Here is a 22,513-nt window from a genome sequence, read left to right on the forward strand (position 1 = left end):
AAAGGATCAGGTTTCAGGACAACCGGGCGCCGCCGTCGACGTGCAGGGTCGTCCCCGTGACGAACGGATTCGCCAGCAGGGACAGGGTGGCCGCGGAGACGTCCGCGGTCGTGCCGACCCGGCGCGCCGGGTTCGTTTCCGCCGTGCGGCGGAAGAACTCGTCCTTCGCCTCGCCCAGCCCGTCCCACGCGCCCGAGTCGACGATGCCCGGTGACACCGCGTTGACGCGCACCGGCGCGAGGTCCACCGCGAGCGCTTCGGCGAGGAACGCGACCGCGCCGTTGGTCGTGGCCATCACGGCCCGCTCGGGCATCGGGCGCCACGCGGCGACGCCGGAGAACAGCACGATGGCGCCACCTTCGCGGAATCGCGGCGCGAAGTGCTTGGCCAGCATCATCGGGCCGATCACCTTGGCGTCGAAGGCGCGGGCGACCGCGTCCCGCTCCAGCGTCGTGAACGGCCCGTTCGCCGGGGCCGCCGCGAGGGTGACCAGGTAGTCGAGTTCTCCCACCTCCTCGGCAAGCGCTTTCAGCGACGATTCGTCACCGAGATCCGCGAATTCCGGGCGAATTCCGGGATCGGTGAACTCCGCCGGATTCCGCCCGGCGAGCACGACTTCCGCACCCGCCGCGGCCGCGTCCACCGCTATCCGGCGCGCGATACCCGAACCGCCACCGACGATCACCAGCCGCTTTTTCTCCCAAGACATCACGTGCTCCTTTCGTCTCGCACACCGGGTTCAGCGCATGTGGGCGCCTGAACCATCCCGTCGCGATCCGAAGGTTTTCGATGGCTGCGATAGAATCGGCGAATGCCTACGCTGCGCGCCCTCGAGTGCCTCGTCGCGGTGCTGGACGCCGGGTCGATCACCGAAGCGGCCGCGCGGCTGCACCTCTCGCAGCCCGCGCTGTCCCACCAGATCGGCGCGCTCGAACGCGAACTGGGCACCCCGGTGCTCGAACGGCTGCCGCGCGGGGTCCGGCCGACCGCGGCGGGCCGGGCGGTGCTGGCCGACGCGCGGGCGGCGCTCGCCGCGGCCGAGCGGGTGGTCCGCACCGGCCGCGCGGTGGCCGGCGGTGGCGACGGCACCCTCCGGATCGCCTGCGCGGAGAGCATGACGGCCGGGCTGCTGGCGCCGGTCCTGCGGGCCTGGCACCGGCAGCGGCCGGGCGTGCTGATCACGCTCGTCGAGACGACGAGCGCAGACGCGCTGGTCACGGCCGTGGAAACCGGCGAAGCGGACGTCGCGACCGGGCCGCGGCCGAGCCGGTGGACCGGGCACACCGAGGTGGTGGGGCGCGAGGAGGTCGTGCTGGCGCTGGCCGCGGACCACCCGCTCGCCACCCGCGCGTCGGTGCCGATCGCGGAGCTGGCCGGACTGCCGGTGGTCCACTACCACCCGGACAACGGCCTCGGCGGCTGGCTGGACGGCGTGGCGGCGGAGCACGGCACGGTGCTGGACGCGGTGATGCGGACGAAGCAGGCGGCGACGGCGGCCCAGCTGGCCGCGGCGGGCCTGGGCGTGGCGCTGGTCCCGACGACCGCGCTGACCCGGACGTTCGCGGGTGCGCTGCGGCGGCTGAAGCCGGCCCTGCACCGCGACGTCGTCACGTTCACCGCAACGCCGTCGGATTCGCTCGTCCGGCGGTTTTGCTCGGACGTGCGGCACCGCGGGATCACTGTCCCGGCCCCGCTACTGGACAAACTCTCCTGAGCGACCCGTTAAGTCCTGGTGAATGTGACAGATTTCCGACGATAGTTTTGTGCCATCAGGACGAACTTCTCCCGGAGACCCGGATTTCGCTGTGGCATTCGCCAAAGTTTGCTTACATCGGATAGCTTGCTCCTACCGGCCAGTACCGGCGGTGGGGCCGATCGGGTGAGGCGATCAGCGCAGATCGAGGGAAGCGGGGACGACCATGCCGAAGCACCGGCCACGCCGCGAGAGCGCGCGTTCCGTTCGCCGGGCCGCCGCGGCGCTCGCCGGCGGCGCGCTCGTCGTGCTGCCCACGCTGACCGCCGGCGGCCTGCCCGCGCCGGTCGTCGTCGCCAGGTCCGGTGACGCGCTGCCCGACCAGGCCGCGCCGCTGCAGCCGCCGAACGTCGTCATGCCGCCGGTCGCCGTGGACGGCAGCCTGCCGCAGCCGCCGGTGCCGATGCCGCTGGTCGTGCCCGGCGGGCACGCCGGGTCCGCGGGCATCTCCGGGCCGCTCGGCATCCCGGCCAGCATGCTCAAGGCGTACAAGAACGCCGCCGAGATCCTGAACAAGGAGCAGCCGGGCTGCCACATCGACTGGGCCCTGATCGCGAGCATCGGGCGCATCGAGTCGAACCACGCCCGCGGCGGGTACGTCAACGCGGCCGGTGACACACTGGAGCCGATCCTCGGCCCGGTGCTCAACGGCGCGGGCGCGTTCGCCGCGATCCCGGACACCGACGGCGGCAAGTACGACGGCGACCCGGTCTGGGACCGCGCGGTCGGCCCGACGCAGTTCATCCCGGGGACCTGGCGCGGTTACGCCTCCGACGGCAACGGCGACGGCGTCTCGAACCCGAACAACATCTACGACGAGACCCTGGCCACCGCGCGGTACCTCTGCTCGGGCGGGCTCGACCTCTCGACGGACGCCGGCCAGCGCATCGCGGTCCGCCGCTACAACAACTCGCAGTCCTATGTGGACACCGTGATGGCGTGGGCCACGGCCTACCGCGGCGGGGTGGCGCAGCTGCCCGACAGCGACATCCCGATCGGCACGCCGAACGCCCCGGACAACGCCGCGGCCGGCAGCCCGGTCGGCACCCCGGCCCCGCCGGAGGTCACCGGCCCGCCGGAGTCGCTCCCGGTGGACCCGGGCACGTCGACGACCCCGACCACCTCGACGTCCCCGACGTCCGACACACCGACGACCTCCCCGTCGTCGTCCACCACCCCGACCACGCCGCCGGAGACCAGCACGCCGCCGTCGACGACCAGCACGACCACCCCACCGCCGTCGACGACGTCGACCACCCCGGCCGGCTCGGCGGAGACGCCCACCGACACCACCACCACGACCAGCCCGACGGGATGAGCCCGATGGAGCCGTTCCTGGTGCACATCCGCTGCGACACCGACGGCTACACCCACGCCGTCACCGAGGACGCGTTCGCGACGGGCCGCCACGACGGCCGGTTCCGCGCGATCTGCGGCCACGTGGTGCTGGCGGCGCCGATGATCGAGGCCCCCGGCCGCTTCGACCCGACCTGCCGCGACCTCCTCCGCGGCGACACCACCCCGGCCGAGCCGACGGTGCCGGCCCAGGAACGCCGCCGCTCGAGGTGGCTGCGCGCCACCCGCCGCTGACACCCGTCCCAAGTCCGTGAAGGCCACCTTGAGGGACTCAGAGTCCCTCAAGGTGGCCTTCACGGCTTTGGGGTGCGGGGCCGCTGGTCGCCGCGCACGAGGGCCTCGATGCCGTCGAGCATGCGGCGCAGGCCGAACTCGTACGCCGCTTCGCCCTGGGCTTCGGCGGTCTGCTCGAAGCCGCCGCCCAGCCAGATGCGGTTGATCGACGGGTGGGCGTCGACCTCGAAGTAGTTCTCCCAGAACGACGACCGCTGGTGCCACCACGCCTCGGTCGACTGGCCGGTGCTGCGTTCCAGGTGGGTGTGCTCCGCGCCCAGTGCCGCGTTCGCGTCGATGTACGTGCCGATCCCGTTGGCCGCCGCGACGGCCTGCCGCGGCGGCAGGCCCAGGGCGTCCACAATGGACAGCAGGTACTCCTGCCCGGCCAGCTGGCCGGGCCCCAGCGGCGGCCGGACCCGCGAGACCTCGCACAGCCACGGGTGGTTCCGGTAGGCCTCGCCGGTCCGCGACGCGTACAGCGCCACCTGCTCGCGCCAGCCGGCCGGGCGCGGCTCGCCCGGCCCGGGCAGCCGCCGCTCGACGAGCACGTCGTCCACCATCAGGTCCACCAGCTCGGCCTTGCCGGGTACGTACGTGTAGAGCGTCATCGTGCCGGCGCCGAGCTCCTTCGCGACGCGGTGCATCGACGCGGCCGCCAGCCCGTCGGCGTCCGCGACCGCGATCGCCGCCGCGACGATCCGCTCGACCGTCAGCGTCGGGCGCCGTCCCCTCGTCGGTTCGGCCGCCCCGCCCCGGGCACGCCAGAGCAACCCGAGCGTGCGGTCGACGTTCTCGGCACCACTGCGTTCGGCGGTCATGCGCTCCCCTCGCTCCTCCCGCGAATCCTACCCGCCGGACCGCGCTCACCTGGCGCTTCAGGACGTTGGTCCCGTGAACCCGGACGCGCGTCCGCCTACCCTGGGAACCATGACCGGACGCAAGCCGCCCAAGGTCTCCTTCCGCTGGTGGGTCGACCGCCAGATCAGCGAGGCGAAGGACCGGGGCGAGTTCGACGACCTGCCCGGCACCGGCAAGCCGCTGCCGCCGCCCACCGGCAACGACGCCGCGACCGACTGGGTCCTGCGCCGCGTCCGGGCCGAGGGCCACGACACCGCGGTGCTGCTGCCGCCCGCGCTGGCCCTCCGGCGCGAAGTGCAGGACCTGCCGGGCAAACTCGCCGGTGAGCGGACCGAACGGCGGGTGCGGGAGCTCGTCGAGGACCTCAACGAGCGGATCCGCCAGGCCTACCTGAACCACCTGTCCGGCCCGCCGCTCACCGTCGCGATGGTCGACGTCGAAGAGACGCTCGAGGACTGGCGCCGTTCACGCGCCACGCCGTAACCACGCGCGTTCGGCCGCGCTCCACGCGGTCGTCGTGAGCAGGTAGATCCCGGCGGCCTGCGGCACGACGAGCGTCGCGAGCACCGTGCCGTAGGGCAGCAGCCGCAGCAGCTTCCCGCCCGGGACGTCGGCCGCGCCGGCCGCGCGCTGCCGGTCCTGCCAGCGCACCGAGAACCACGCGACGACGGCGAGCCCGGCCGCGATCACGAAGACGAGCGGGCTGCCGGCCAGGCCGTGCGCGCCCAGTGGCGTGCCGAACAGCGTCGCGCCGAGCAGCGAGTTGGGCTCGCCGCCGATCGCCGGCGTCGTGAAGAGCCGGTACATGACCATGAAGAACGGCAGCTGCGCCAGCATCGGCAGGCAGCCGACGAACATCGACGTGCCGGTCTCCTGCTGCAGCTTCGTCATCTCCGCGGCCAGGCGCTCCCGGTCGCGGCCGTGCTTGGTCTGCAGCGCCTTGATTTCGGGCATCAGGGCGGCCCGGGCACGCTCGCCGCGCGCCGCCGCCCGGGCGAACGGGTGCAGCAGCAGCCGCACGGACAGGGTGAACAGGACGATGGCGAGCACCGCGGGGAGCGGGGTCAGCCAGTGGATCAGGTGGTACGCGCCGGAAACGGGCACGTCGAGAAAGCCGAACATGGGCAGCACTCCGCATGAGTGAGAAGGAAAGGGGTACGCGGAATGGCTGCGTGAAAAGGTTCCTACGCAGCCAGGCTGCGGGAACCGGGTGCTCGTGGCCTGCTGCGTCCAGGCGCTCCCGGATCGCGGAGCCGGATGGACTCGGCCCGGCGGGCGCGGCGGCGCGCGGCGGCGACCCGGCTGCGCGCCGGCACCGACCAGAGCGCGAGTTCGCTGCGCTGCGTGCTGCCGACGAGCAGGACGACCAGGAGGCTCGCGGCGGCGAGGGAGGCGAAGGCGACCAGCGCGGTGGGGCTGATCAGCACGGGGAACGCCAGCTCGAGCAACGTGGTCACGGCGGCCGTTCCCTTCCTTCCGCTCCCAGCGTAGCCGAAGCGCTAACAGCCCGATGGGCTGTAACCTGGTTCGATGAGAGGCCCTTTCCTCGCGGTGCCGATCCTGGCGCTGCTTCTGCTGTTCACCGTCCCGTGGTGGACGCTCGTTCTCGCGCCGGAGTGGGGTACCGCGGGCTTCGCCGCCGGTACCGCGCTCTTCGCGGTGGGCCTGGTGACGATGCCCGTCGCGATGGTCTTCGGCCACGGCAAGCGCCAGCGGGACGGCGCCGCGCGCCTCGGCGACACGCTGCTCGCCGTCAGCTGGGTGCTGTTCACGTGGTCGGTGCTGAGCCTGGTGCTGCGCGTCGCGCTCCTGGGCGTCGACGACCCGGCGCGGTCGCGGATCGTCGCGGGCGCGGCGGCCCTCGTGGCCGTCTCGCTCCTGGTGTACGGCAACCGCGTCGCGATGCGCGTGCCGCCGGTGAAGGAGACCGACGTCGTCATCCCGCGGCTCGGCCCGGCGCTCGACGGCCTGCGCGTCGCGGTGCTGACCGACACCCACTTCGGGCCGATCGACCGGACGAAGTGGTCGGAGAAGGTCGTCGCGGCGGTGAACGCACTCGACGCGGACGTCGTCTGCCACGCGGGTGACCTCGCGGACGGCTCGGTGGCGCGGCGCCGCAAGCAGGTCGACCCGCTCGGCGGCGTCCAGGCCAAGCTCGGGCGGTTCTACATCACCGGCAACCACGAGTACTTCGGCGAGGCCCAGGGCTGGCTCGACCACATGGCCGGGCTCGGCTGGGACCCGCTGCACAACCGCTCGACGCTGCTGGAGCGCGGCGGCGACCGGATCGCGTTCGCCGGCATCGACGACCCGACGGGCGCGTCGTCCGGCCTCCCCGGCCACGGCCCCGACCTGCCCGCGGCGCTCGACGGCGTGCCGTCGGAGGTGCCGGTGGTGCTGCTCGCGCACCAGCCGAAGCAGGTCGCGACGGCCCGGGAAGCGGGCATCGACCTGCAGATCTCCGGGCACACGCACGGTGGGCAGATCTGGCCGTTCCACTTCCTGGTGCGGATCGACCAGCCGATGCTGTCCGGCCTCAAGCGGTTCGGCCCGACGCAGGTGTACAACAGCCGCGGCACCGGGTTCTGGGGTCCGCCGTTCCGGGTCTTCGCGCCGAGCGAGATCACGCTCCTCACCCTGCGCCGCGCCTGAGTCAGGCCGCCTCGATCTCCGGGGCGGCCTCTCTCCGGCACTACCGACAGATTTTTTTGTCTTGACAGTTTTTACACTCGGATGCCAGGCTGTGCGGCATGACCACGACACTCGCCCCCGCCCGCACCGGTGACCGGACCCGCGCCCTGCTCGCCTGCGGTGTCCTCGCCGGGCCCGTCTTCGTCCTGACCGGGCTGGTCCAGGGCCTGACGCGGGCCGGCTTCGACCTCACGCGGCACCCGGCGAGCCTGCTGTCGGACGGCTCGCTCGGCTTCATCCAGATCACGAACTTCGTGGTCAGCGGCCTGCTGACGCTGGCGGCCGCGGCCGGGACCAGACGGGCGCTGCCCGGCCGGTGGGGGCCGAGGCTCCTCGCCGTCTACGGCGTCAGCCTGATCTGCGCCGGCGTCTTCCGGGCCGACCCGCAGGACGGCTTCCCGCTCGGCACGCCCGCGGGGCCGCCGGCGTCGGTGAGCTGGCACGGCACGCTGCACTTCGTCAGCGGCGGCATCGGCTTCGCCTGCCTGGTCGCGGCGTGCTTCGCGATCGGCTCGCACCTCGCCCCCGGGCGGGCCTGGTACTCGCGGATCAGCGGCTTGCTTTTCCTCATCGGCGTCGCGGGCGTAGCGTCCGGTTCGACGAGCCCGGCCGCGACGCTCGGCTTCTGGGCGGCCGTCATCGTCGCCTGGACCTGGCTCGCGACCACCTCGGCCCACCTGATGCGGCGCTGAAACCCCTACCGGACAAGGAGAGTTCCCATGAGCACGACGGTTTCCGCCGACGGCACCCGGATCGCCTACACCCGCGCCGGCACCGGCCCCGCGCTCGTCCTGGTGGACGGCGCGATGTGCTACCGCGGCTCGTCGCCCAACGACGACCTGGCGAAGGAGCTGGCCGCGCACTTCACCGTGTACACCTACGACCGCCGCGGCCGCGGCGAGAGCACGGACACCGCGCCGTACTCGGTCGAGCGGGAGGTCGAGGACCTCGACGCGCTGGTCAAGGAAGCGGGCGGCTCGGCGCTGCTGTTCGGCATTTCGTCGGGCGCGGCGCTGGCGCTGGAGGCGGTGGACCGCGGGCTGCCGGTGACGAAGCTGGCGCTGTACGAACCGCCGTTCATCCTCGACCACACCCGCACACCGGTGAAGGCCGACTACGCGACCCGGCTCGACGAGGCCGTGGCGGCGGGCAAGCGCGGCAAGGCGGTCAAGATGTTCATGACCGAAGGCGTCGGCCTCGGCGGCGTGACGGTCGCGCTGATGCGGATCATGCCGTTCTGGTCGAAGCTCAAGCGAGTGGCCCACACGATCCCGTACGACACGGCAGTGGTCGGCGACCACCAGTCGGGCAACCCGCTGCCGCCGGCGGCGTGGCCGGAGGTGAAGATCCCGACCCTGGCCATCGACGGCGGCAAGAGCCCGGAGTGGATGCGCAACGGAGTGGCCTCGCTGGCGAAGGCCCTGCCATCGGCGGACCACCGGACCCTGGAGGGCCAGACACACATCGTGAAGGCAGCGGCCCTGGCCCCGGTGCTGACGACCTTCTTCCGCGGCTAGGGAAGCACCCGCACCCAGACGGGAAACGGCGGCGGTTCGGGCTCTTCGGCCTTCCCGTCCTCCAGCTCTTCCCAGGGAATGAAGCCGGGATGGGGATCGGAGAGAAACACCTCGACGATCGGGGCCAGGTCACCGGTCGTCCGGTACATCGCGCCGAACGGCAGCGCGTCCGGGCCGAGCGAGGAGATCGACACCCGGAGCGCGCCGACCTGCTCGTCGTGCCAGGCGTAGAGGGTCACGCCGGTCAGACGGCCGGCGAGGACCACGGCGACCGCGTCAAAGGCGGCGACCACCTCCCCGGTGGTCACCGCCACCGGTCCGGCGCTCAGCGACCAGGTGTTGTGCCTCGCCTCCGCCAGCGGATCCGACGGCTCGACCAGGAACTCCTCGGCACCCAGCTCGGCGATCCACGTCAGCAGCACGCCGGGAGTCTGCCACCACCGCGATTACCGGTGGACGGTCCCGGGCCCTCGCCGAGTGCCGGAAGCTGCGGGCCGAGCACTACGGGCGTGGGCTCAAGACCGGTCGGCGGCCGAGATCGCGCTCGCCTCCGTGCGCGAAACCGAGACCGACGTCGAGGAAATCGTCTTCGCGCTCCGCGGCGAAGAAGCCATCGAGGCCTTTCGCGCGCGTCACAAGTCCCTTGCCTGAGCGATCGGCGACCAGGCAGGGTGCAGGCGTGCCCACCCGCGCCCTGGTCTTCGACTTCGACGGCACGCTTGCCGACACCGAGTCCGCCGTGCTCCGGACCTGGCAGGAGACCTTTCGCGACCACGGGGTCGAGCTGCCGCTGGAAGCCTGGTACGCCGTCATCGGCACCCAGCACACCACACCCGCGATGTTCGCCCTGCTCACCGAGCAGGTGCCCGGCGTCGACACCGAGGCGCTGCGGCCGCTCACCAAGGCGCGGGTCTTCGAGCTGCTCGAAACGCTCGGTCCACGTGACGGTGTCGTCGGCTACCTCGAGGCCGCTCGGGAGCACGGCCTCAAGCTGGCCGTCGCGTCCAGCTCGTCCGGGGCCTGGGTGAACCCGCACCTCGAACGGCTCGGCATCGCGGGCTACTTCGACGCCGTCTGCACCGGTGACCGGCACGCCGCCAAGCCCCGGCCCGACCTCTACCTCGCCGCGCTCGACGCCCTCGGCACGAGCGGCGGGGAGACCATCGCCTTCGAGGACACCCCACACGGCGTGACCTCCGCCAAGGCCGCCGGGCTGACCTGCGTCGCGGTGCCCAACGCGATCACCGAAAGCCTCGACTTCGGCGCCGCGGACGTCGTGCTGCCGTCCTTCACGGCCAAGCCGCTCGAGGCCCTGCTCACTCGCTGAGCGACGCCGTCAGCCGGTCGAGGAACGGCAACTGGCCCTTGAGCAGCTTCTCGCGGGCGGCGTCCAGCCCGAACCACTCCACCCGGTCCAGCTCGGGGAACTCCTGCTGCTTCCCCGAGCGCGGTGGCCACTCCATGCTGAACGTCCCGGGCACGACGGCCGCCGGATCGAGGTCGGCCTCGACCGCCCAGGCCGTGACGACCTTGCCGCCCGACTGCTTGATCTCACCGAGAGGCACGTAGTCACCCTCGGGCGCGGGCAGGCCCAGCTCCTCTTCGAACTCGCGCCGCGCCGCCTTCTCCGGTGGCTCGTCCGGGTCGAGCTCCCCCTTGGGCAGCGACCACGCGGCCGCGTCCTTCTTCGCCCAGAACGGCCCGCCCATGTGCCCGAGCAGCACTTCGACGTCTTCGCCGCGCCCGCGGAAGAGCAGGAGCCCGGCACTGCGTTTGCCCGCCATCCGCCCAGTCTGCCGGGCCGTCCGGTGCCGGGCAGAACCCGGTCGGGATTTTTTCCGAGGGGATGTCGATCCGGGAGGAGCCCACTCGACGCTTCAGCAACAGGGAAGAACATCACGAGAAGAAGGGCTCACCATGAGCACGATCGCCACCGTCACCACGACCACCCCGTCCCGGACCGCGGCCCCGCGTACCCGGTTCAGCCCGCTGACCAGCGCGGTCATCTCCGCCAGCCGGATCGTGATCTCGTTCCTGTTCGGCTTCCACGGCCTTCAGGGATTCGGGTACTTCGGCGGGATCGACGGCCAGGGTGGCGGCGTCCCGTTCGGTTCGTTCCCCGGCTGGTGGGGCAGCGTGTTCGAGCTGGCCGGCGCCGTCCTGCTGCTGGTCGGGCTGGCCAGCAGGCCCGCGGCGCTGCTGCTGTCCGGCGTGATGGCCTACGCCTACTTCACCGTGCACGCCCCGATGGGCCTGCTGCCGCTGCAGAACATGGGCGAGCCCGCCGCGGTCTACGCCTGGGTCTTCCTGCTCTTCGCCGTCGTCGGCCCGGGCACGTTCGCGCTCGACACGCTCGTCAAGCGCCGTCGCTGAGGAACCGCGGGCGCGGTCCGGTCAGTAGCCGCCCTGGGCGGCCGCCAGGTCGGACCGCGCCATCACGTGTTCCATCAGGCTGGTCAGCACCTGCTTCGTCGACTCCCGCTCCCGCGCGTCGCACAGCAGCAGCGGGACGTCCATGCCGACGTCGAGCGCCTGGCGGACCTCCTCGGTGCCGTAGCGGTACGCGCCGTCGAAGCAGTTCACGCCGACGACGAACGGCAGGTTGCGCCGCTCGAAGAAGTCGACCGCCGCGAAGCAGCTGTCCAGCCGGCGGGTGTCGGCCAGCACGACGGCGCCGAGCGCGCCCTCCGCCAGCTCGTCCCACATGAACCAGAACCGGTCCTGCCCCGGCGTGCCGAACAGGTACAGGATCAGGTCGGGGTTGATCGTGATGCGGCCGAAGTCGAGCGCGACCGTGGTGGTGGTCTTCTGCTCGATGCCCGATAGGTCGTCGACGCCCTCGGACGCGGTGGTGATGACTTCCTCGGTGCGCAACGGCGGCACTTCGCTCACCGAACCGACCATCGTGGTCTTGCCGACTCCGAAGCCGCCGGCGATCAGTACCTTGACCGCGGTCGCGGTCAGGTTCCGCCGGGGATCAGAGTTTCCGGATGCCATCAAGAACCGCCTGGAGTACGTGTTTGTTGGGAGTTTCGTTGACCGGCGCCGCGGTACGGAACAGCACCAGGTTCTGCTCGATGAGATCGCTCAACATCACCTTCACCACGGGCAACGGCAGGTCGACCCGCGCGGCGACCTCGGCCACCGAGACCGGCCGCTGGCACAGGGCGATGATCCGCGCGTACTCCGGTTCGAGCATGCCCGCTTCGTGCGCCGTGCGCAGCGCGACGACCAGGGTGATGAGGTCGAGTCCCAGCGTGTCCGACCGCGTGCGCCCACCCGTGACGGCGTAGGACCGGACCAGTGGGCCGGCCTCGTCGTCGAACCAGGCTTCGTGCTTGGCACTCATGGCGACGTCGGGAGTACGCCGGCACCGGTGCGCGGCGCGGAGGTGAGCACTTGGCCGACCCGCTTCACCATCAGGTTCATTTCGTAGGCCACGAGGCCCATGTCCGCGTCCTCGCGGGCGAGCAGGGCCAGGCAGGCACCCCGTCCGGCCGCCGTCACGAACAGGAACGCGTGGTCCATCTCGACCATCGTCTGGCGGACGTTGCCGCCGCCGAAGTGCCGTCCGGTCCCGCGCGCCAGGCTTTGGAACGCCGAAGCCACCGCCGAAAGGTGCTCGGCGTCCTCCTCGGAGAGGTTCCCGGACCGCCCGATGAGCAGGCCGTCCGAGGACAGGACCACCGCGCGGTCCGCCCCGGCGACCCGCTTGACGAGGTCGTCCAGCAGCCAGTCGAGCTCACTGACGCCTGAGTTGGCCATTACTCGCGCTCTCCGTACGTGTCGTCGTTCTCGGCTGGTTCCTCGTCACGGCCCCGGCGGGTGCCCTGCTGGAAGGCGGACAACCGGCTGCGGGCTGCCTCCGGGGAGTCCAGCCGAACCTCTTCGCGCTCTTGCTGTGCGGGCCTATCCTCCCGCAACTGGGGAACCAGGCTCTGCTGGCGTCGCCGTTGCGGCAACGGCGGGCGGCCGGGAGCCTCCGGGCGCCGCGGCTGCTGCGGCCGGGACTCCGACACCGCGGGCCGGGGCTCCTGCCGGGGTTCCTGCGGCGGCCACACCGGCTGCTGCGCGGCCGGGCGGGCCGGGCGCGAGCCGCGGACCGGGGGCGCGGGCGGGCGGACCGGGGCGGCCGGCTGGGCCTGGGTCGGCTGGCTGGCCGGCTGGCTCACCGGCTGGACCTGCGTGGGCTGGCTGACCGGCTCGGAGACGGTCCCGACCGGCGTCGGCGCGGACGACGGCTGGGCCGGGGCCGGCGCGAGCACCGGGGCCGGCTGCGTGGGCATCGGCGGCGCGGCCGACGGCTCGGTGCGGTGGCGGGCCGGGCGGCGCGGCTGCCGCCGCAGCTGCCTGACCTCGTCGTTCGGCGGCTCCCCGTCGGCCGGGTTCGGCACGAGCTCCGGCTTCGGCGGGGTGATCGGCTGCTCCGGCTCGAGCTCGGTGAGCGGGGCGAGCAGGTCGGTGCGGACCAGGACGATGGCCCGGGTGCCGCCGTAGGCCGATTCGCGCAGGTGCACCTGGATGCCGTGGCGGGCGGCCAGCCGCCCGACCACGAACAGGCCCAGGCGCGGCTCGTCGGACAGCGCCATGATGCCGAAGTCCGGCGGGTCGGCCAGCAGCGTGTTGATCTCTTCGGTCTGGTCCGGCTCGAGCCCGAGGCCTTGGTCCTCGACCTCGATCACGACGCCCTTGCCGACCACGTTGCCGCGGACCTCGACCCGCGACTGCGGCGGCGAGAACGACGTCGCGTTGTCGATCAGCTCGGCCAGCAGGTGCACGAGGTCGCCGACGACCGGGCCGCGGATGGCGATCTGCGGCAGCGCCGCCGTCTTCACCCTGGCGAAGTCCTCGGTCTCGGCGGACGCGCCGCGGACCAGCTCGGCCAGCCCGACCGGGTTGCGCCACTGACGGCCCGGCTGGCCGCCGCCGAGGATGATCAGGTTCTCGGCGTTGCGGCGGGCGCGGGTGGAGAGGTGGTCCAGCTGGAACAGCGTGTCCAGCTGCTCCGGGTCCTCCTGCTTGCGCTCGGCCTGGTCGAGCACCTTGAGCTGGCGGTGCACGATGACCTGGCTGCGGTGCGCGATGTTGAGGAACACCGTCTTGGTGCCCTCACGGGTCTTGGCCTCGTCGATGGCGGCCGCGATGGCCGTCTGCTGCGCCTTGTTGAACGCGTCGGCGACCTGGCCGATCTCGTCCGTGCCGTGGTCGAGGAAGTGCCCGCCCTCTTCGAGGTCGACGGGTTCACCCGCCTGGACCCTGGCGACCAGCTCGGGCAGCCGGACCTCGGCCGCGTCGAGGGTGTCCTCCCGCAGCCGGTGCAGCCGGCCGATGAGCCGGTTCGACAGCCGGACGGCGACGAAGACGACGAAGACCGCGAACAGCACCGCGATCACGCCGGCGATCAGCGACTCGGTGAACGTCGAGTCGGCGTCGTTGATCGCGGCCTGGCTGGCGTTCGAGCTCTGCAGGACGAAGATGCCCGACAGGGCGTCACCGACCTGGCGCGCCGCGGTGCGCCACTGGTCCTGCGGCACCGGCAGCTTGGTCAGGTCGCCGCGCAGGAACGCGGTCTCGACCTGGTTGACGATCTGCCACGGCTGGCTCGCCAGCAGCTGGTCGTACTTGGCCTTGACGTCGGGGATCATCTTCGGCGCCGACGCGTCGAGCTGCGCGTGGTAGGCACCGACCTGGCCGACGTAGGTGCGGAAGTCGTCGTTCGTCAGCCCGCCCGCGGCCAGCCCCGCGGCGGCGAGCGCGTCACTGCGCTGCATCGCCTCCGCGGCGGTGAACATCGGGATGGCGGTCAGCCGGTCGAACGCGTTCTGCGCGCCGCGCGCGTTCTGCGCCAGCCCGGCCAGTCCGTCGGTGAACTGGTCGATGATCTTGTTGTAGAAGGTGAAGGCCTGGCTGATCTGGATCTGGCCGCTGTCGACCGCCTGGCGGGTCTGCGGCAGCTGCTGGTAGAGCGCGAAGAACGTGGCGATGTTCTTCTGGACGCTCGGCGGGGTGTCGTCGTAGCCCGCGAAGCTGTCCTTGAGGTACTCGATCGTCTTCGCGGCGTTCTGGTCCGTCTTCGGGCGGACGGCCGCGAGCACCGCGCGCTGGTTGCCCTGCCCCGCGAGGAGGCTCAGGGTCGCCAGGCGCTCCTGCTGCAGCGCGCCGAAGAACGGGATCGACGGGGCTTCCGAACCCCGGATCCGGTTCACGTAGTCACGGCCCGTGACGGCGTCGTAAATCAGGTAACCTGCGAGTGCCACGCCGACGAGCAACAGCGCGACACTGGGGATGAGCGCGATCGTGAGCACGCGCTTCCGAATCGAGGATCCCCGGTTGCGTCGAAGAGAAATCTGCTTCACCTGGGTCCGTTTTCCTTCCGGCAGTACATGGTTTCGGGTCGCCCGAGGCGGTCAACACCCGGATTCCGACCAGCCGGATCAACATCACCGTGGTCTGCTTCGCCCGCGACGACGTTAGGCAGCCCTTCAGGGCACGTCAAGTCCGTGGCGATAACGTGATCTTGGAAACGGTGACCCGTCAACACTCGCTGCCTGCGCTTGGAAAGTCCACCACCGAAAGTCGTGAGGTTCGTCCCAGGGCGGCTTCTCTTTCACGCCACGGGTGCACGCTGGTACCGGCACCGATCGAACCGGCCGCCGACCTGGGGGTCGCTACGTACGGCGGCGCCGAATCGTTCGGTGAGAAACATCACGGGAACGACACGGCCGGGCCGCACCACCCCTTCGTCCGGGCCGGATGGCTCCCGGAAAGCGGAATTGCGCACGATTCGCGACCGGCACCACGGATTCACCGGAAAGCGGGCCGGAATTCCCGCCATTCCGCGAAGTGGGCGTTCACCGGGTGTCCGCTACCTCCGGAACCGGTTCCGGGACCCGTTGCTCCGAATGGAATAGCGCGCTGTCGAAGAATTCGATTACCGGCCACCGGGGCCCGCCCGCCGGGAGACGGCGTCGTCAGCGCACGAAACCCTTGCCCGCCAAGGGATTCCTCAGCCCGGGAACTCGTCGGCGAGGGTGTTCCAGAACTGCAGCTCGTAGCTCTGGAACAGCCGGGCGTAGAGCAGCGCCTCGTGGACGTCGAGCCGGTGGGCGTCGATGCCGGCCTGGATCGCGGCGAGCGCCTGCTCCTCGATCTCCGGGACGTCCGCGGCGAAGAAGTCGAAGAACGCGCAGGCCACGTCGTCGAAGCCGTAGTGCTCGCGCATGCCGGCCGCGACGTCCGCGCAGTACCGGCCGAAGGCCGAGAAGTTGGCGAAGATCCCGGCGACGGCCGCCGACGACTCGCCGTTCAGCGCCAGCCACGCCACGTAGGCCGGGTACGCCTGGCAGCCCGCGCGCGGCCGCTCCTCCCCGTGGTCTGGACCAGCCGCCGCGATCAGCGCGTCCAGCATCAGGTTGGCCCGCTGCTCCCCCGGCGCGAGACCGCCGAAGAACGTGCGCGCGTTCGGTTCGTCGGCCCGCGCGGCCAGAGCGTGGAAGCTCCGCCAGTCACTGAGCGTGATCCGTTTCTCCTCCGCGGCGAGCGCGGCGAACACCCGCCGCGGCGCGCGGCCCGCGGTGATCAGCGGCACCAGCCGGTTGTCGTCGTCGCGGGAGGCGAGCTCGGACTGGATCTGGTCGAGCAGTTCGCGAGCCTGGCGGGTCATCACCCCATTCAACCGAATTCCGGCCGGAGCCGCCCGGGTGCACTGTGGACGGTCGTGAGGAGCTGACCGGCCGAAACCGGACCAAGGAGACATTTGACCTGGCCGCGATTCTCTATCCACCAGCCTGCGGAGCCCCTAAAGTGTGGCCATCCGGACCACCAGGAGGCCAGTGTTGACCACCCCGTCCGTCGCCGAGCAGACCGAAGGTCAGACGATCCCGCGACTGCTGCACCGCAACGCGGTCGAGTTCCCCGGCCTGCCGGCGATCACCTCGCTCGACATCGAGGGGCAGCCGACGCTCAGCTGGCTGGAGTTCCGCACCGCCATCGCCGAGGTGTCCCGCGGCCTGGCCGGGCTCGGCCTCGCCCAGGGCGACCGGATGCTGATCATGGCGCCCGGCTGCCCGGACCACATCGTCGCCGACCTCGCCGCGACGCACCTGTCCGCGATCCCGTGCACCGCCTACGCCACGCTCAGCCCGGACCAGATCCGGTACGTCGCGCGGCACAGCGCGGCGCCCGTCGTGATCCTCGGCGGCGAAACCGAGCTGGCCCGCTGGCGCACGGTGCTCGACGACCTCCCGGCACTGCGCCACATCGTCGTGATGGACGCCGACGCGATCCCCGAGGGCGACGACCGGTTCCTCTCGCTGGCCGACCTCCGGGCGCGTGGCCGGGAGGCGCTGGCCGCCGACCCCGAGGCCTTCGAACAGTCGTGGCAGGGCATCCAGCCGGACGACCCGCTGTCGATGATCTACACCTCGGGCACCACCGGCGACCCGAAGGGCGTCGTGCTGTCGCACCGCAACGCGATCCACCAGGCGTACGCGGTGACGGAGCTGCACCACCCGCCGATGCACGCGACGAACATCGCGTACCTGCCGCTCGCGCACATCGCCGAGCGGGAGCTGTCGGTCTACCTGCCGATCGTCTGGGCCGGGCACGTGCACACGCTCGCCGACCCGTCCGGCGTGGTCGGCGCGCTCGGCCAGGTGCACCCGCAGAGCTTCTTCGGCGTCCCGCGCGTCTGGGAGAAGATGGTCGCCGGGCTGAAGAACATGCTCGGCGGGGTGCCGGAGGACCGCCGCACGGCGCTGCTCGCGGCGAACGAGCTGCTGCAGAAGGGCTACAAGCTGCGCAGTGCCGGGCAGCCGGTGCCGCCGGAGCTGGCCGAGCAGATCGCGCAGACCGACGCGGCCGCCCTCGCCCCCGTCCGCGCGCTGCTCGGGCTGGACAAGGTGCTCGTCGCCTCCAGCGGCGCGGCCGCGCTGCCGGTGGAGATCATCTACTTCCTGGCCGGCCTCGGCATCGAGATCTCCGAGGTCTGGGGGCTGTCCGAGACGACCGGCGCGGCGACGTCGAACTCCGGCGCCGCGTTCCGCGCCGGCACGGTCGGCAAGCCGCTCGCCGACATCGACGTCCGCGTCGCCGAAGACGGTGAGCTGCTGGTCCGCGGCCCGATCGTGTTCCTCGGTTACCTGCAGGAGGACGGCACGATCGCCGACGCCACCGACGCCGAGGGCTGGTACGCCACCGGCGACATCGGCACGATCGACGAAGACGGCTTCGTGACGATCACCGACCGCAAGAAGGAACTGATCATCACCTCGAGCGGCAAGAACATCGCCCCGACGCGGATCGAGGGGCTGCTCAAGGAGCACCCGCTGATCGGCCAGGCGGTGGCGATCGGCGACGACCGGCCGTACGTCACGGCGCTGATCGTCCTCGACGACGAGATCGCCCCGGGCTGGGCCGCCGCGAACGGCGTCGACGCGAAGCCCGAGGAGCTGGCCGAGCACCCGGCGGTGCGCGCGGAGCTGGAGCGCGCGGTCGAGTCGGCCAACAGCAGGCTGGCGCGGATCGAGCAGATCAAGCGCTACCACGTGCTCCCGAAGGCGTGGACGCCCGAGTCCGGCGAGCTGACCCCGACGCTGAAGCTCAAGCGCCGGATCATCAACGACCGCTACTCGACCGACATCGAAGCGCTCTACGCGGCCGTCCGGGACCCGGCCCCCACCGCCGGCTCCTGACCCTGGAAGGGCGTCACTTTCACGTGAAAGTGACGCCCCCAGGTGGTCACTTTCACGTGAAAGCGACGCTCAGGCGGTGCGCGGCGAGGTGGTGTCGGTCCACTTGCGCAGGCGCGGCGGGACACGCTTCTCCAGGCCGTAGTTCTCCAGGTGCGCGCTGAAGACCTCGTCGAACGCCTTCTGCACGGTCTCGGTGTCCCACACCGGCCGCTCGAGGATCGGCTGCTTGAGGAACGGCTGGCCCATGACGTGCAGCTGCGGGCCGTTGCAGCGGATCATCTGGCCGGTGATGCCGTCCGAGCCCTCGCCGAGCAGGAACAGCACCACCGGCGCGATCCGCGACGGCGTGCGGTCCGGCGGGCAGGCGCGCAGGGAGCGTTCGGACTTCCAGACCATCCGGGTGTGCGCGAGCGGGCAGACGGCGTTGACGCGGATGCCGACGTCCTCGAGGTCCAGCGCCCACGAGTAGGTCAGGGACGCGACCGCGCCCTTGCTCGCCGCGTACACGCCGAGCTTGCGCTGGCCGAGCGAAGCACCGGAGGAGATGTTGACGATCGAGCCGCCGGTGCCCGCGTCGACCATCGCCTTGATCGCGGCCAGGCCGGTGTTGACGACGCCCAGCACGTTCACCTGGACCAGCTCGCGGGCCTGGTCGGCGTCGTCCTCCCAGGGCAGGGCCTCGTAGTTCAGGCCGGCGTTGTTGACCAGGCCGTCGATCCCGCCGAACTCCTTGACGCACAGGTCGACGATCTCCTGCGCCTCGCCCGCCTCGGCCACGCTGTGGCCACTGGCCACCGCCCGGCCGCCGTGGTCCCGGATGTTCTGCGCGGTCCGCTCGGCGAGCTCGACGTCGACGTCGTTGACGACCACCGACCCGCCCGCGCGTGCGACGTGCACCGCGAACGCCTCGCCCAGCCCCCGCCCGGCGCCGGTCACCACGACCGCCTTGCCCTGCATCAAGTCGTCCATCGTCATCTCCCCGATCTGCGGCGCCGTCGGCGCGGCGGCCCGTCCACCCCGGCCGGTCCTGGCTCCAGTCTTGGCCCGTTCGGCCCAACGGAGCATCGCCACGACGACGAGCGGCCGCCGCCTTGCGCCGAACGAGTCGGGTTCGATCAGTCCGGAGATACCCGCGCACCGGTCAAAGCCACCGTCCGTCGCCGGTCAGGCGGCGTAACCCGATCGGCTCAAGGGTGCAGTAGTACGTCGTTCCACGTACGTCGGCGCGTAGTCGGCGGCATACTGTTAGTGCTGCCCGGGGCCGTGAATGTGACGCCCCCGGACCGGGTCGTCACTGGCGAGGCACAATGCGGGGCGGTCCATATTCACTCGATCGGGGGACGGTGGTGACGAGGTGACGACGCGTGCGACACCCCGGCTCCGGGCCGTCCTGGCCAACCGGGAGTTCCGCGCGCTGTGGTTCGCGGAGACGCAGTCAATGCTGGGCGACCAGCTCACCATCGTCGCGCTGGCCATCCTCGTGTTCGACCGGACCGGGTCGCCGCTGCTCTCGGCCGTCGTCTACTCGCTGACGTTCCTGCCCGCGCTCGCCGGCGGCCTCGGCCTGTCCCAGCTCGCCGACCGCTTCCCGCGGCGGGCGGTGCTGGCCGCCGGGTCGCTCGCGCAGGCCGTGCTGATCGGGCTGATGGCCGTTCCCGGCATGCCGATGGCGTGGCTGTTCGTGCTGTTCGTGCTCGCCCGGCTGGCGAACGCGCCGGGCAACGCCGCGCAGAACGCGCTCGGCCGGGAGATCTTCACCGACGACGACGTCTACCTGCAGAGCCAGGACCTGCGCGGGATCACCAACAACACGGCGATGCTGGGCGGGCTGGCCGTCGGCGGCCTGCTGGTGACGACGATCGGCACGTCGTGGGCCCTGGCGATCGACGCGCTGACGTTCCTGGTGGCCGCGGCCGCCGTGCAGCTGCTGGTGCTCCGGCGCGCGGCGGCCGGGGACGGGGGCGCCCCGTGGTTCGGCGCCGTCCGGCAGGTTTTCGGCGACGAACGGCTGCGGGTGCTGCTCTACCTGTCCTGGCTGGTCGGCCTGGCGGTGATCCCGGAGGGCCTCGCCGCGCCGCTGGCGGCGCAGCTGGGCGCGGGCGACCAGGCCGTCGGCTGGCTGCTGGCCGCCGACCCGCTGGGATTCGTGCTCGGCACGTTCCTGCTGTCGCGGTACGTCTCGACGGAACACCGCCGGAAGCTGCTGGGGGTGCTGGCCGCGCTGCCGCTGGCCGCGCTGGCGGCCTTCGCGCTGCGGCCGAACCTGGCGATCGCGCTGGTCCTGCTCGCGCTGGCGGGCGCGACGGGTGCGTACGTCATCACGGTGTCGGCCACGTTCATCACGTGGGTCCCCAACGACATCCGCGGCAGCGCCGGCGGGCTGTACCGGACCGGGCTGCGGGTCGCCCAGGGTGTGGGCGTGGGGATCGGCGGGCTGGTCGCGCAGTGGGCCGGCTCCGCGAACGCCACGATCGCGCTCGCCGGTGCGGTGGGCCTGCTGCTGGCCGTCCCGGTCGCGCTCGCCTGGCGCCGGGTCGGCGGGACGGAACCCCGGCCGTCGTGACCCGGGGGTTCAAGGGCTTGGGTTCAGAGGTCACGGTTCGCCATCGGAAGCCACCTCTCCGTGAAGTCAAGATCGTGAATGGGATTCGCACTCGTCACAGGTCGCGGTTGCGCACGGGAGCCACCTCTCGGAGTAATCAAGGGACGACAATTCGACGGCGCATCAGAGATCGCGGTTGCTCAACGGTGCCACCTCCGTGTGGGGAGCCTGAAGATGCCTTTGGTCCACGTTCCCGGCAGTTCCGCCGAGGGCGCGGCAGTTCCGTTGCAGTGGGATGATACCCGGCAGCGGAATGCGTGAACCACTCTGGCAGGTACCGATGAGATTACTCAACACCCCAAGTAGGCTGGAAAGGAGGTGACCAATTGCATCCCGGACCAGACGACGCCGTGACGGGCGGCCGCGGCGCGTCGTCGCGCCGTCAACCGGACCCCGCGGCGACCACGGCCGGTGGTCCACCCGGGACGGTCTGGCGCGACCACCCGTACTCGCCCCGCAACTGGGCGCTGTGGCGCCGCCGTCCGCGGGTCGTCGCCTTCTTCCTCGCCAGCGAGGCGATCGCCCTCGCCGTGCTCGCCGTTTCGCTCACCCGTTCACCGGCGCTCGTGCCGCGCGACTGGATCAATTTCGGAATTCTCGCCGCCGGCGCCACCATTCACATCCAGCTGACCCAGCGCCAGGAGGAAAGGCGCCGGAACCGCAAAAAGACGGTCCTCATCGACCTCACCGCGGTGTGGACTTTTTCGGCCGCGCTGATCCTGCCGGCGCCGTTGATTCTCTTGGTCATCTTCGTCATTCGGCTGCAGCACTGGTTCATCGCCCGCCGCCCGGCGCACAACTTCATTTTCTCGTCGATCACGCACGGCCTCGCCGGCGTCCTCGCGCACCTCACCTACACGGCACTCGGCCCGCATTTGCTGGGCACCGGCTGGACCGATTTCCTGTACGAGTTCGGCGCGATCGTCCTCACCGGCGCGATCTACGAGGCGATCCAGATCGTCTACGTCGGCGGGGCCCTCGCGCTCGGCATGTCGTCCGAGCCCACGGTTCGCAACGTCCTCGGCAGCCCGGCCGACAACATGCTCGAAGCGATCACCATCGGCCTCGGCGCGGTGACTGCGATCCTGCTCGCGGTGGTCCCGCCGATGGTGGCGGTGATGGCCGTGGTCACGGTCGTGTTCAATCGCCTCGCCGAACTCGATCAGCTGCAGAACGACGTCCGGACGGATCCGAAAACCGGCATTCTCAACATGCGCGGCTGGTCCGAGACGGCGGAGCGAGCACTGGAACGGACTGCTCGATCGGGTGATCAGCTGGCGCTCCTGATGGTCGATCTCGACCACTTCAAGTGGATTAACGACACCTATGGACACCCAGCGGGTGACGACGTGCTGCGCACTGTTGCGCAAACCCTCGACGAGGTGACCAGACCGAGTGACTCGGTCGGCCGTTTCGGTGGCGAGGAATTCCTCATTCTCCTCCCCGACATCGACGAAGAGGCCACCCGCGACGCAGCCGAGCGCATCCGCATAGCGATCGCCAAGTCACACATCGTGACCACCGACAAGCGCGGCGACCCAGCCACGATCGCCGACCGCACGACGTCGATCGGCGTAGCGCGCTACCCAAGACACGGCGACACGTTGGACAGGCTTTTGCAGGCCGCCGACGCGGCGGTCTACCTGGCGAAGGAGAACGGCCGTGACCAGGTCAGCTTCGCCCCCGACACCCCGGACGAGCTGCCCGCCCCCTGAGGCCCCACCCAGCTGCGGCTCCAGACGGCCTGCTGGCCCCCGACGCCTCGCCT

24 protein-coding genes are annotated in these 22,513 nt (G+C 71.3%); 12 read left to right on the top strand and 12 right to left on the bottom strand.

Annotation, left to right across the window (positions count from 1 at the left end):
• Nucleotides 1-13: 13 nt before the first annotated feature.
• Nucleotides 14-709 carry an SDR family oxidoreductase gene (locus VA596_RS00930; protein ID WP_323322580.1) on the bottom strand — a complete coding sequence of 232 codons (696 nt, stop codon included), beginning with the start codon at nucleotides 707-709 and terminating at the stop codon, nucleotides 14-16.
• A gap of 102 nt (nucleotides 710-811) precedes the next feature.
• On the opposite strand from VA596_RS00930, the gene VA596_RS00935 reads away from it, so the two are divergent.
• From VA596_RS00935 to VA596_RS00945, 3 genes are all read left to right on the top strand, one after another.
• Nucleotides 812-1,714, top strand: a complete 903-nt coding sequence (locus tag VA596_RS00935) for a LysR family transcriptional regulator (protein ID WP_323322582.1) — start codon at nucleotides 812-814, stop codon at nucleotides 1,712-1,714.
• A 205-nt stretch (nucleotides 1,715-1,919) separates the two neighbouring features.
• Nucleotides 1,920-3,071, top strand: a complete 1,152-nt coding sequence (locus VA596_RS00940) for a lytic transglycosylase domain-containing protein (protein ID WP_323322584.1) — start codon at nucleotides 1,920-1,922, stop codon at nucleotides 3,069-3,071.
• Complete coding sequence (locus VA596_RS00945; RefSeq protein WP_323322586.1) at nucleotides 3,068-3,343, top strand: hypothetical protein; 276 nt, start codon at nucleotides 3,068-3,070, stop codon at nucleotides 3,341-3,343. Before VA596_RS00940 ends, VA596_RS00945 begins: the two co-directional genes overlap by 4 nt.
• 59 nt (nucleotides 3,344-3,402) lie before the next feature.
• Here VA596_RS00945 and VA596_RS00950 read toward each other — a convergent pair whose 3' ends face one another.
• Nucleotides 3,403-4,203: a TetR/AcrR family transcriptional regulator gene (locus tag VA596_RS00950; protein WP_323322588.1), complete on the bottom strand. Its 801-nt coding sequence runs from the start codon at nucleotides 4,201-4,203 to the stop codon at nucleotides 3,403-3,405.
• Nucleotides 4,204-4,312: 109 nt separating this feature from the next.
• On the opposite strand from VA596_RS00950, the gene VA596_RS00955 reads away from it, so the two are divergent.
• Nucleotides 4,313-4,726, top strand: coding sequence for a DnaJ family domain-containing protein (locus VA596_RS00955; RefSeq protein ID WP_323322590.1), 414 nt, complete (start codon nucleotides 4,313-4,315; stop codon nucleotides 4,724-4,726).
• Here the strand turns inward: VA596_RS00955 and VA596_RS00960 are convergent.
• On the bottom strand, nucleotides 4,709-5,365 hold the full coding sequence (locus VA596_RS00960; protein ID WP_323322592.1) for a YidC/Oxa1 family membrane protein insertase: 657 nt from the start codon (nucleotides 5,363-5,365) through the stop codon (nucleotides 4,709-4,711). The genes VA596_RS00955 and VA596_RS00960 overlap by 18 nt on opposite strands.
• A 62-nt stretch (nucleotides 5,366-5,427) precedes the next feature.
• Nucleotides 5,428-5,700, bottom strand: coding sequence for a DUF6412 domain-containing protein (locus VA596_RS00965; protein WP_323322594.1), 273 nt, complete (start codon nucleotides 5,698-5,700; stop codon nucleotides 5,428-5,430).
• Between the two features lie 73 nt (nucleotides 5,701-5,773).
• On the opposite strand from VA596_RS00965, the gene VA596_RS00970 reads away from it, so the two are divergent.
• The 3 genes from VA596_RS00970 (at nucleotide 5,774) to VA596_RS00980 (ending at nucleotide 8,451) form a co-directional block, all read left to right on the top strand.
• Entirely contained in the window at nucleotides 5,774-6,895 is a 1,122-nt protein-coding gene (locus tag VA596_RS00970) for a metallophosphoesterase (protein ID WP_323322596.1), read from the top strand.
• A 98-nt stretch (nucleotides 6,896-6,993) separates the two neighbouring features.
• Nucleotides 6,994-7,626 (top strand): DUF998 domain-containing protein, encoded by a 633-nt coding sequence (locus tag VA596_RS00975; RefSeq protein WP_323322598.1) that lies wholly within the window; start codon nucleotides 6,994-6,996, stop codon nucleotides 7,624-7,626.
• Nucleotides 7,627-7,653: 27 nt separating this feature from the next.
• Nucleotides 7,654-8,451, top strand: a complete 798-nt coding sequence (locus tag VA596_RS00980) for an alpha/beta fold hydrolase (RefSeq protein WP_323322600.1) — start codon at nucleotides 7,654-7,656, stop codon at nucleotides 8,449-8,451.
• Here the strand turns inward: VA596_RS00980 and VA596_RS00985 are convergent.
• Nucleotides 8,448-8,873 (bottom strand): hypothetical protein, encoded by a 426-nt coding sequence (locus VA596_RS00985; RefSeq protein ID WP_323322602.1) that lies wholly within the window; start codon nucleotides 8,871-8,873, stop codon nucleotides 8,448-8,450. The two genes, VA596_RS00980 and VA596_RS00985, sit on opposite strands and share 4 nt — an antisense overlap.
• Nucleotides 8,874-9,130: 257 nt before the next feature.
• Here VA596_RS00985 and VA596_RS00990 point away from each other — a divergent pair, with 257 nt between their 5' ends.
• On the top strand, nucleotides 9,131-9,778 hold the full coding sequence (locus tag VA596_RS00990; protein ID WP_323322604.1) for an HAD family hydrolase: 648 nt from the start codon (nucleotides 9,131-9,133) through the stop codon (nucleotides 9,776-9,778).
• Here the strand turns inward: VA596_RS00990 and VA596_RS00995 are convergent.
• On the bottom strand, nucleotides 9,768-10,235 hold the full coding sequence (locus tag VA596_RS00995) for an NUDIX domain-containing protein (protein ID WP_323322606.1): 468 nt from the start codon (nucleotides 10,233-10,235) through the stop codon (nucleotides 9,768-9,770). The two genes, VA596_RS00990 and VA596_RS00995, sit on opposite strands and share 11 nt — an antisense overlap.
• Before the next feature lie 133 nt (nucleotides 10,236-10,368).
• Here VA596_RS00995 and VA596_RS01000 point away from each other — a divergent pair, with 133 nt between their 5' ends.
• The gene (locus VA596_RS01000; protein WP_323322608.1) at nucleotides 10,369-10,824 is read left to right on the top strand and encodes a DoxX family protein; all 456 of its coding nucleotides are present in this window, start codon (nucleotides 10,369-10,371) and stop codon (nucleotides 10,822-10,824) included.
• A 21-nt stretch (nucleotides 10,825-10,845) separates the two neighbouring features.
• Here VA596_RS01000 and VA596_RS01005 read toward each other — a convergent pair whose 3' ends face one another.
• The 5 genes from VA596_RS01005 to VA596_RS01025 form a co-directional block, all read right to left on the bottom strand.
• Nucleotides 10,846-11,448: a GTP-binding protein gene (locus tag VA596_RS01005; RefSeq protein WP_086674902.1), complete on the bottom strand. Its 603-nt coding sequence runs from the start codon at nucleotides 11,446-11,448 to the stop codon at nucleotides 10,846-10,848.
• Complete coding sequence (locus VA596_RS01010) at nucleotides 11,429-11,800, bottom strand: DUF742 domain-containing protein (protein WP_323322611.1); 372 nt, start codon at nucleotides 11,798-11,800, stop codon at nucleotides 11,429-11,431. Before VA596_RS01010 ends, VA596_RS01005 begins: the two co-directional genes overlap by 20 nt.
• The gene (locus VA596_RS01015; protein ID WP_284745731.1) at nucleotides 11,797-12,216 is read right to left on the bottom strand and encodes a roadblock/LC7 domain-containing protein; all 420 of its coding nucleotides are present in this window, start codon (nucleotides 12,214-12,216) and stop codon (nucleotides 11,797-11,799) included. The genes VA596_RS01010 and VA596_RS01015 overlap by 4 nt, the downstream gene beginning before the upstream one ends.
• The gene (locus VA596_RS01020) at nucleotides 12,216-14,756 is read right to left on the bottom strand and encodes a sensor histidine kinase (RefSeq protein WP_323322613.1); all 2,541 of its coding nucleotides are present in this window, start codon (nucleotides 14,754-14,756) and stop codon (nucleotides 12,216-12,218) included. Before VA596_RS01020 ends, VA596_RS01015 begins: the two co-directional genes overlap by 1 nt.
• Nucleotides 14,757-15,457: 701 nt before the next feature.
• On the bottom strand, nucleotides 15,458-16,114 hold the full coding sequence (locus VA596_RS01025; protein ID WP_323322615.1) for a transcriptional regulator: 657 nt from the start codon (nucleotides 16,112-16,114) through the stop codon (nucleotides 15,458-15,460).
• 169 nt (nucleotides 16,115-16,283) lie between these two features.
• On the opposite strand from VA596_RS01025, the gene VA596_RS01030 reads away from it, so the two are divergent.
• Nucleotides 16,284-18,143 (top strand): AMP-dependent synthetase/ligase, encoded by a 1,860-nt coding sequence (locus VA596_RS01030; protein WP_323322617.1) that lies wholly within the window; start codon nucleotides 16,284-16,286, stop codon nucleotides 18,141-18,143.
• Between the two features lie 69 nt (nucleotides 18,144-18,212).
• Here VA596_RS01030 and VA596_RS01035 read toward each other — a convergent pair whose 3' ends face one another.
• Complete coding sequence (locus VA596_RS01035) at nucleotides 18,213-19,112, bottom strand: SDR family NAD(P)-dependent oxidoreductase (RefSeq protein WP_323322619.1); 900 nt, start codon at nucleotides 19,110-19,112, stop codon at nucleotides 18,213-18,215.
• Between the two features lie 385 nt (nucleotides 19,113-19,497).
• Between VA596_RS01035 and VA596_RS01040 the strand changes: the two genes are divergently transcribed.
• Nucleotides 19,498-20,706 (top strand): MFS transporter, encoded by a 1,209-nt coding sequence (locus tag VA596_RS01040; protein ID WP_323322621.1) that lies wholly within the window; start codon nucleotides 19,498-19,500, stop codon nucleotides 20,704-20,706.
• Between the two features lie 365 nt (nucleotides 20,707-21,071).
• The gene (locus VA596_RS01045) at nucleotides 21,072-22,460 is read left to right on the top strand and encodes a sensor domain-containing diguanylate cyclase (RefSeq protein WP_410171830.1); all 1,389 of its coding nucleotides are present in this window, start codon (nucleotides 21,072-21,074) and stop codon (nucleotides 22,458-22,460) included.
• Nucleotides 22,461-22,513 lie beyond the last annotated feature (53 nt).

Origin of the sequence: Amycolatopsis heterodermiae (assembly GCF_034929455.1) — a bacterium.
GTDB lineage: Bacteria > Actinomycetota > Actinomycetes > Mycobacteriales > Pseudonocardiaceae > Amycolatopsis > Amycolatopsis heterodermiae.

Bases quoted from the DNA above. Each gene is read 5' to 3' on its own strand.
- VA596_RS00930 (WP_323322580.1), bottom strand. From the start codon at position 709: ATGTCTTGGGAGAAAAAGCGGCTGGTGATCGTCGGTGGCGGTTCGGGT.
- VA596_RS00935 (WP_323322582.1), top strand. From the start codon at position 812: ATGCCTACGCTGCGCGCCCTCGAGTGCCTCGTCGCGGTGCTGGACGCC.
- VA596_RS00940 (WP_323322584.1), top strand. From the start codon at position 1,920: ATGCCGAAGCACCGGCCACGCCGCGAGAGCGCGCGTTCCGTTCGCCGG.
- VA596_RS00945 (WP_323322586.1), top strand. From the start codon at position 3,068: ATGAGCCCGATGGAGCCGTTCCTGGTGCACATCCGCTGCGACACCGAC.
- VA596_RS00950 (WP_323322588.1), bottom strand. From the start codon at position 4,203: ATGACCGCCGAACGCAGTGGTGCCGAGAACGTCGACCGCACGCTCGGG.
- VA596_RS00955 (WP_323322590.1), top strand. From the start codon at position 4,313: ATGACCGGACGCAAGCCGCCCAAGGTCTCCTTCCGCTGGTGGGTCGAC.
- VA596_RS00960 (WP_323322592.1), bottom strand. From the start codon at position 5,365: ATGTTCGGCTTTCTCGACGTGCCCGTTTCCGGCGCGTACCACCTGATC.
- VA596_RS00970 (WP_323322596.1), top strand. From the start codon at position 5,774: ATGAGAGGCCCTTTCCTCGCGGTGCCGATCCTGGCGCTGCTTCTGCTG.
- VA596_RS00975 (WP_323322598.1), top strand. From the start codon at position 6,994: ATGACCACGACACTCGCCCCCGCCCGCACCGGTGACCGGACCCGCGCC.
- VA596_RS00980 (WP_323322600.1), top strand. From the start codon at position 7,654: ATGAGCACGACGGTTTCCGCCGACGGCACCCGGATCGCCTACACCCGC.
- VA596_RS00995 (WP_323322606.1), bottom strand. From the start codon at position 10,235: ATGGCGGGCAAACGCAGTGCCGGGCTCCTGCTCTTCCGCGGGCGCGGC.
- VA596_RS01000 (WP_323322608.1), top strand. From the start codon at position 10,369: ATGAGCACGATCGCCACCGTCACCACGACCACCCCGTCCCGGACCGCG.
- VA596_RS01005 (WP_086674902.1), bottom strand. From the start codon at position 11,448: ATGGCATCCGGAAACTCTGATCCCCGGCGGAACCTGACCGCGACCGCG.
- VA596_RS01010 (WP_323322611.1), bottom strand. From the start codon at position 11,800: ATGAGTGCCAAGCACGAAGCCTGGTTCGACGACGAGGCCGGCCCACTG.
- VA596_RS01015 (WP_284745731.1), bottom strand. From the start codon at position 12,216: ATGGCCAACTCAGGCGTCAGTGAGCTCGACTGGCTGCTGGACGACCTC.
- VA596_RS01025 (WP_323322615.1), bottom strand. From the start codon at position 16,114: ATGACCCGCCAGGCTCGCGAACTGCTCGACCAGATCCAGTCCGAGCTC.
- VA596_RS01035 (WP_323322619.1), bottom strand. From the start codon at position 19,112: ATGGACGACTTGATGCAGGGCAAGGCGGTCGTGGTGACCGGCGCCGGG.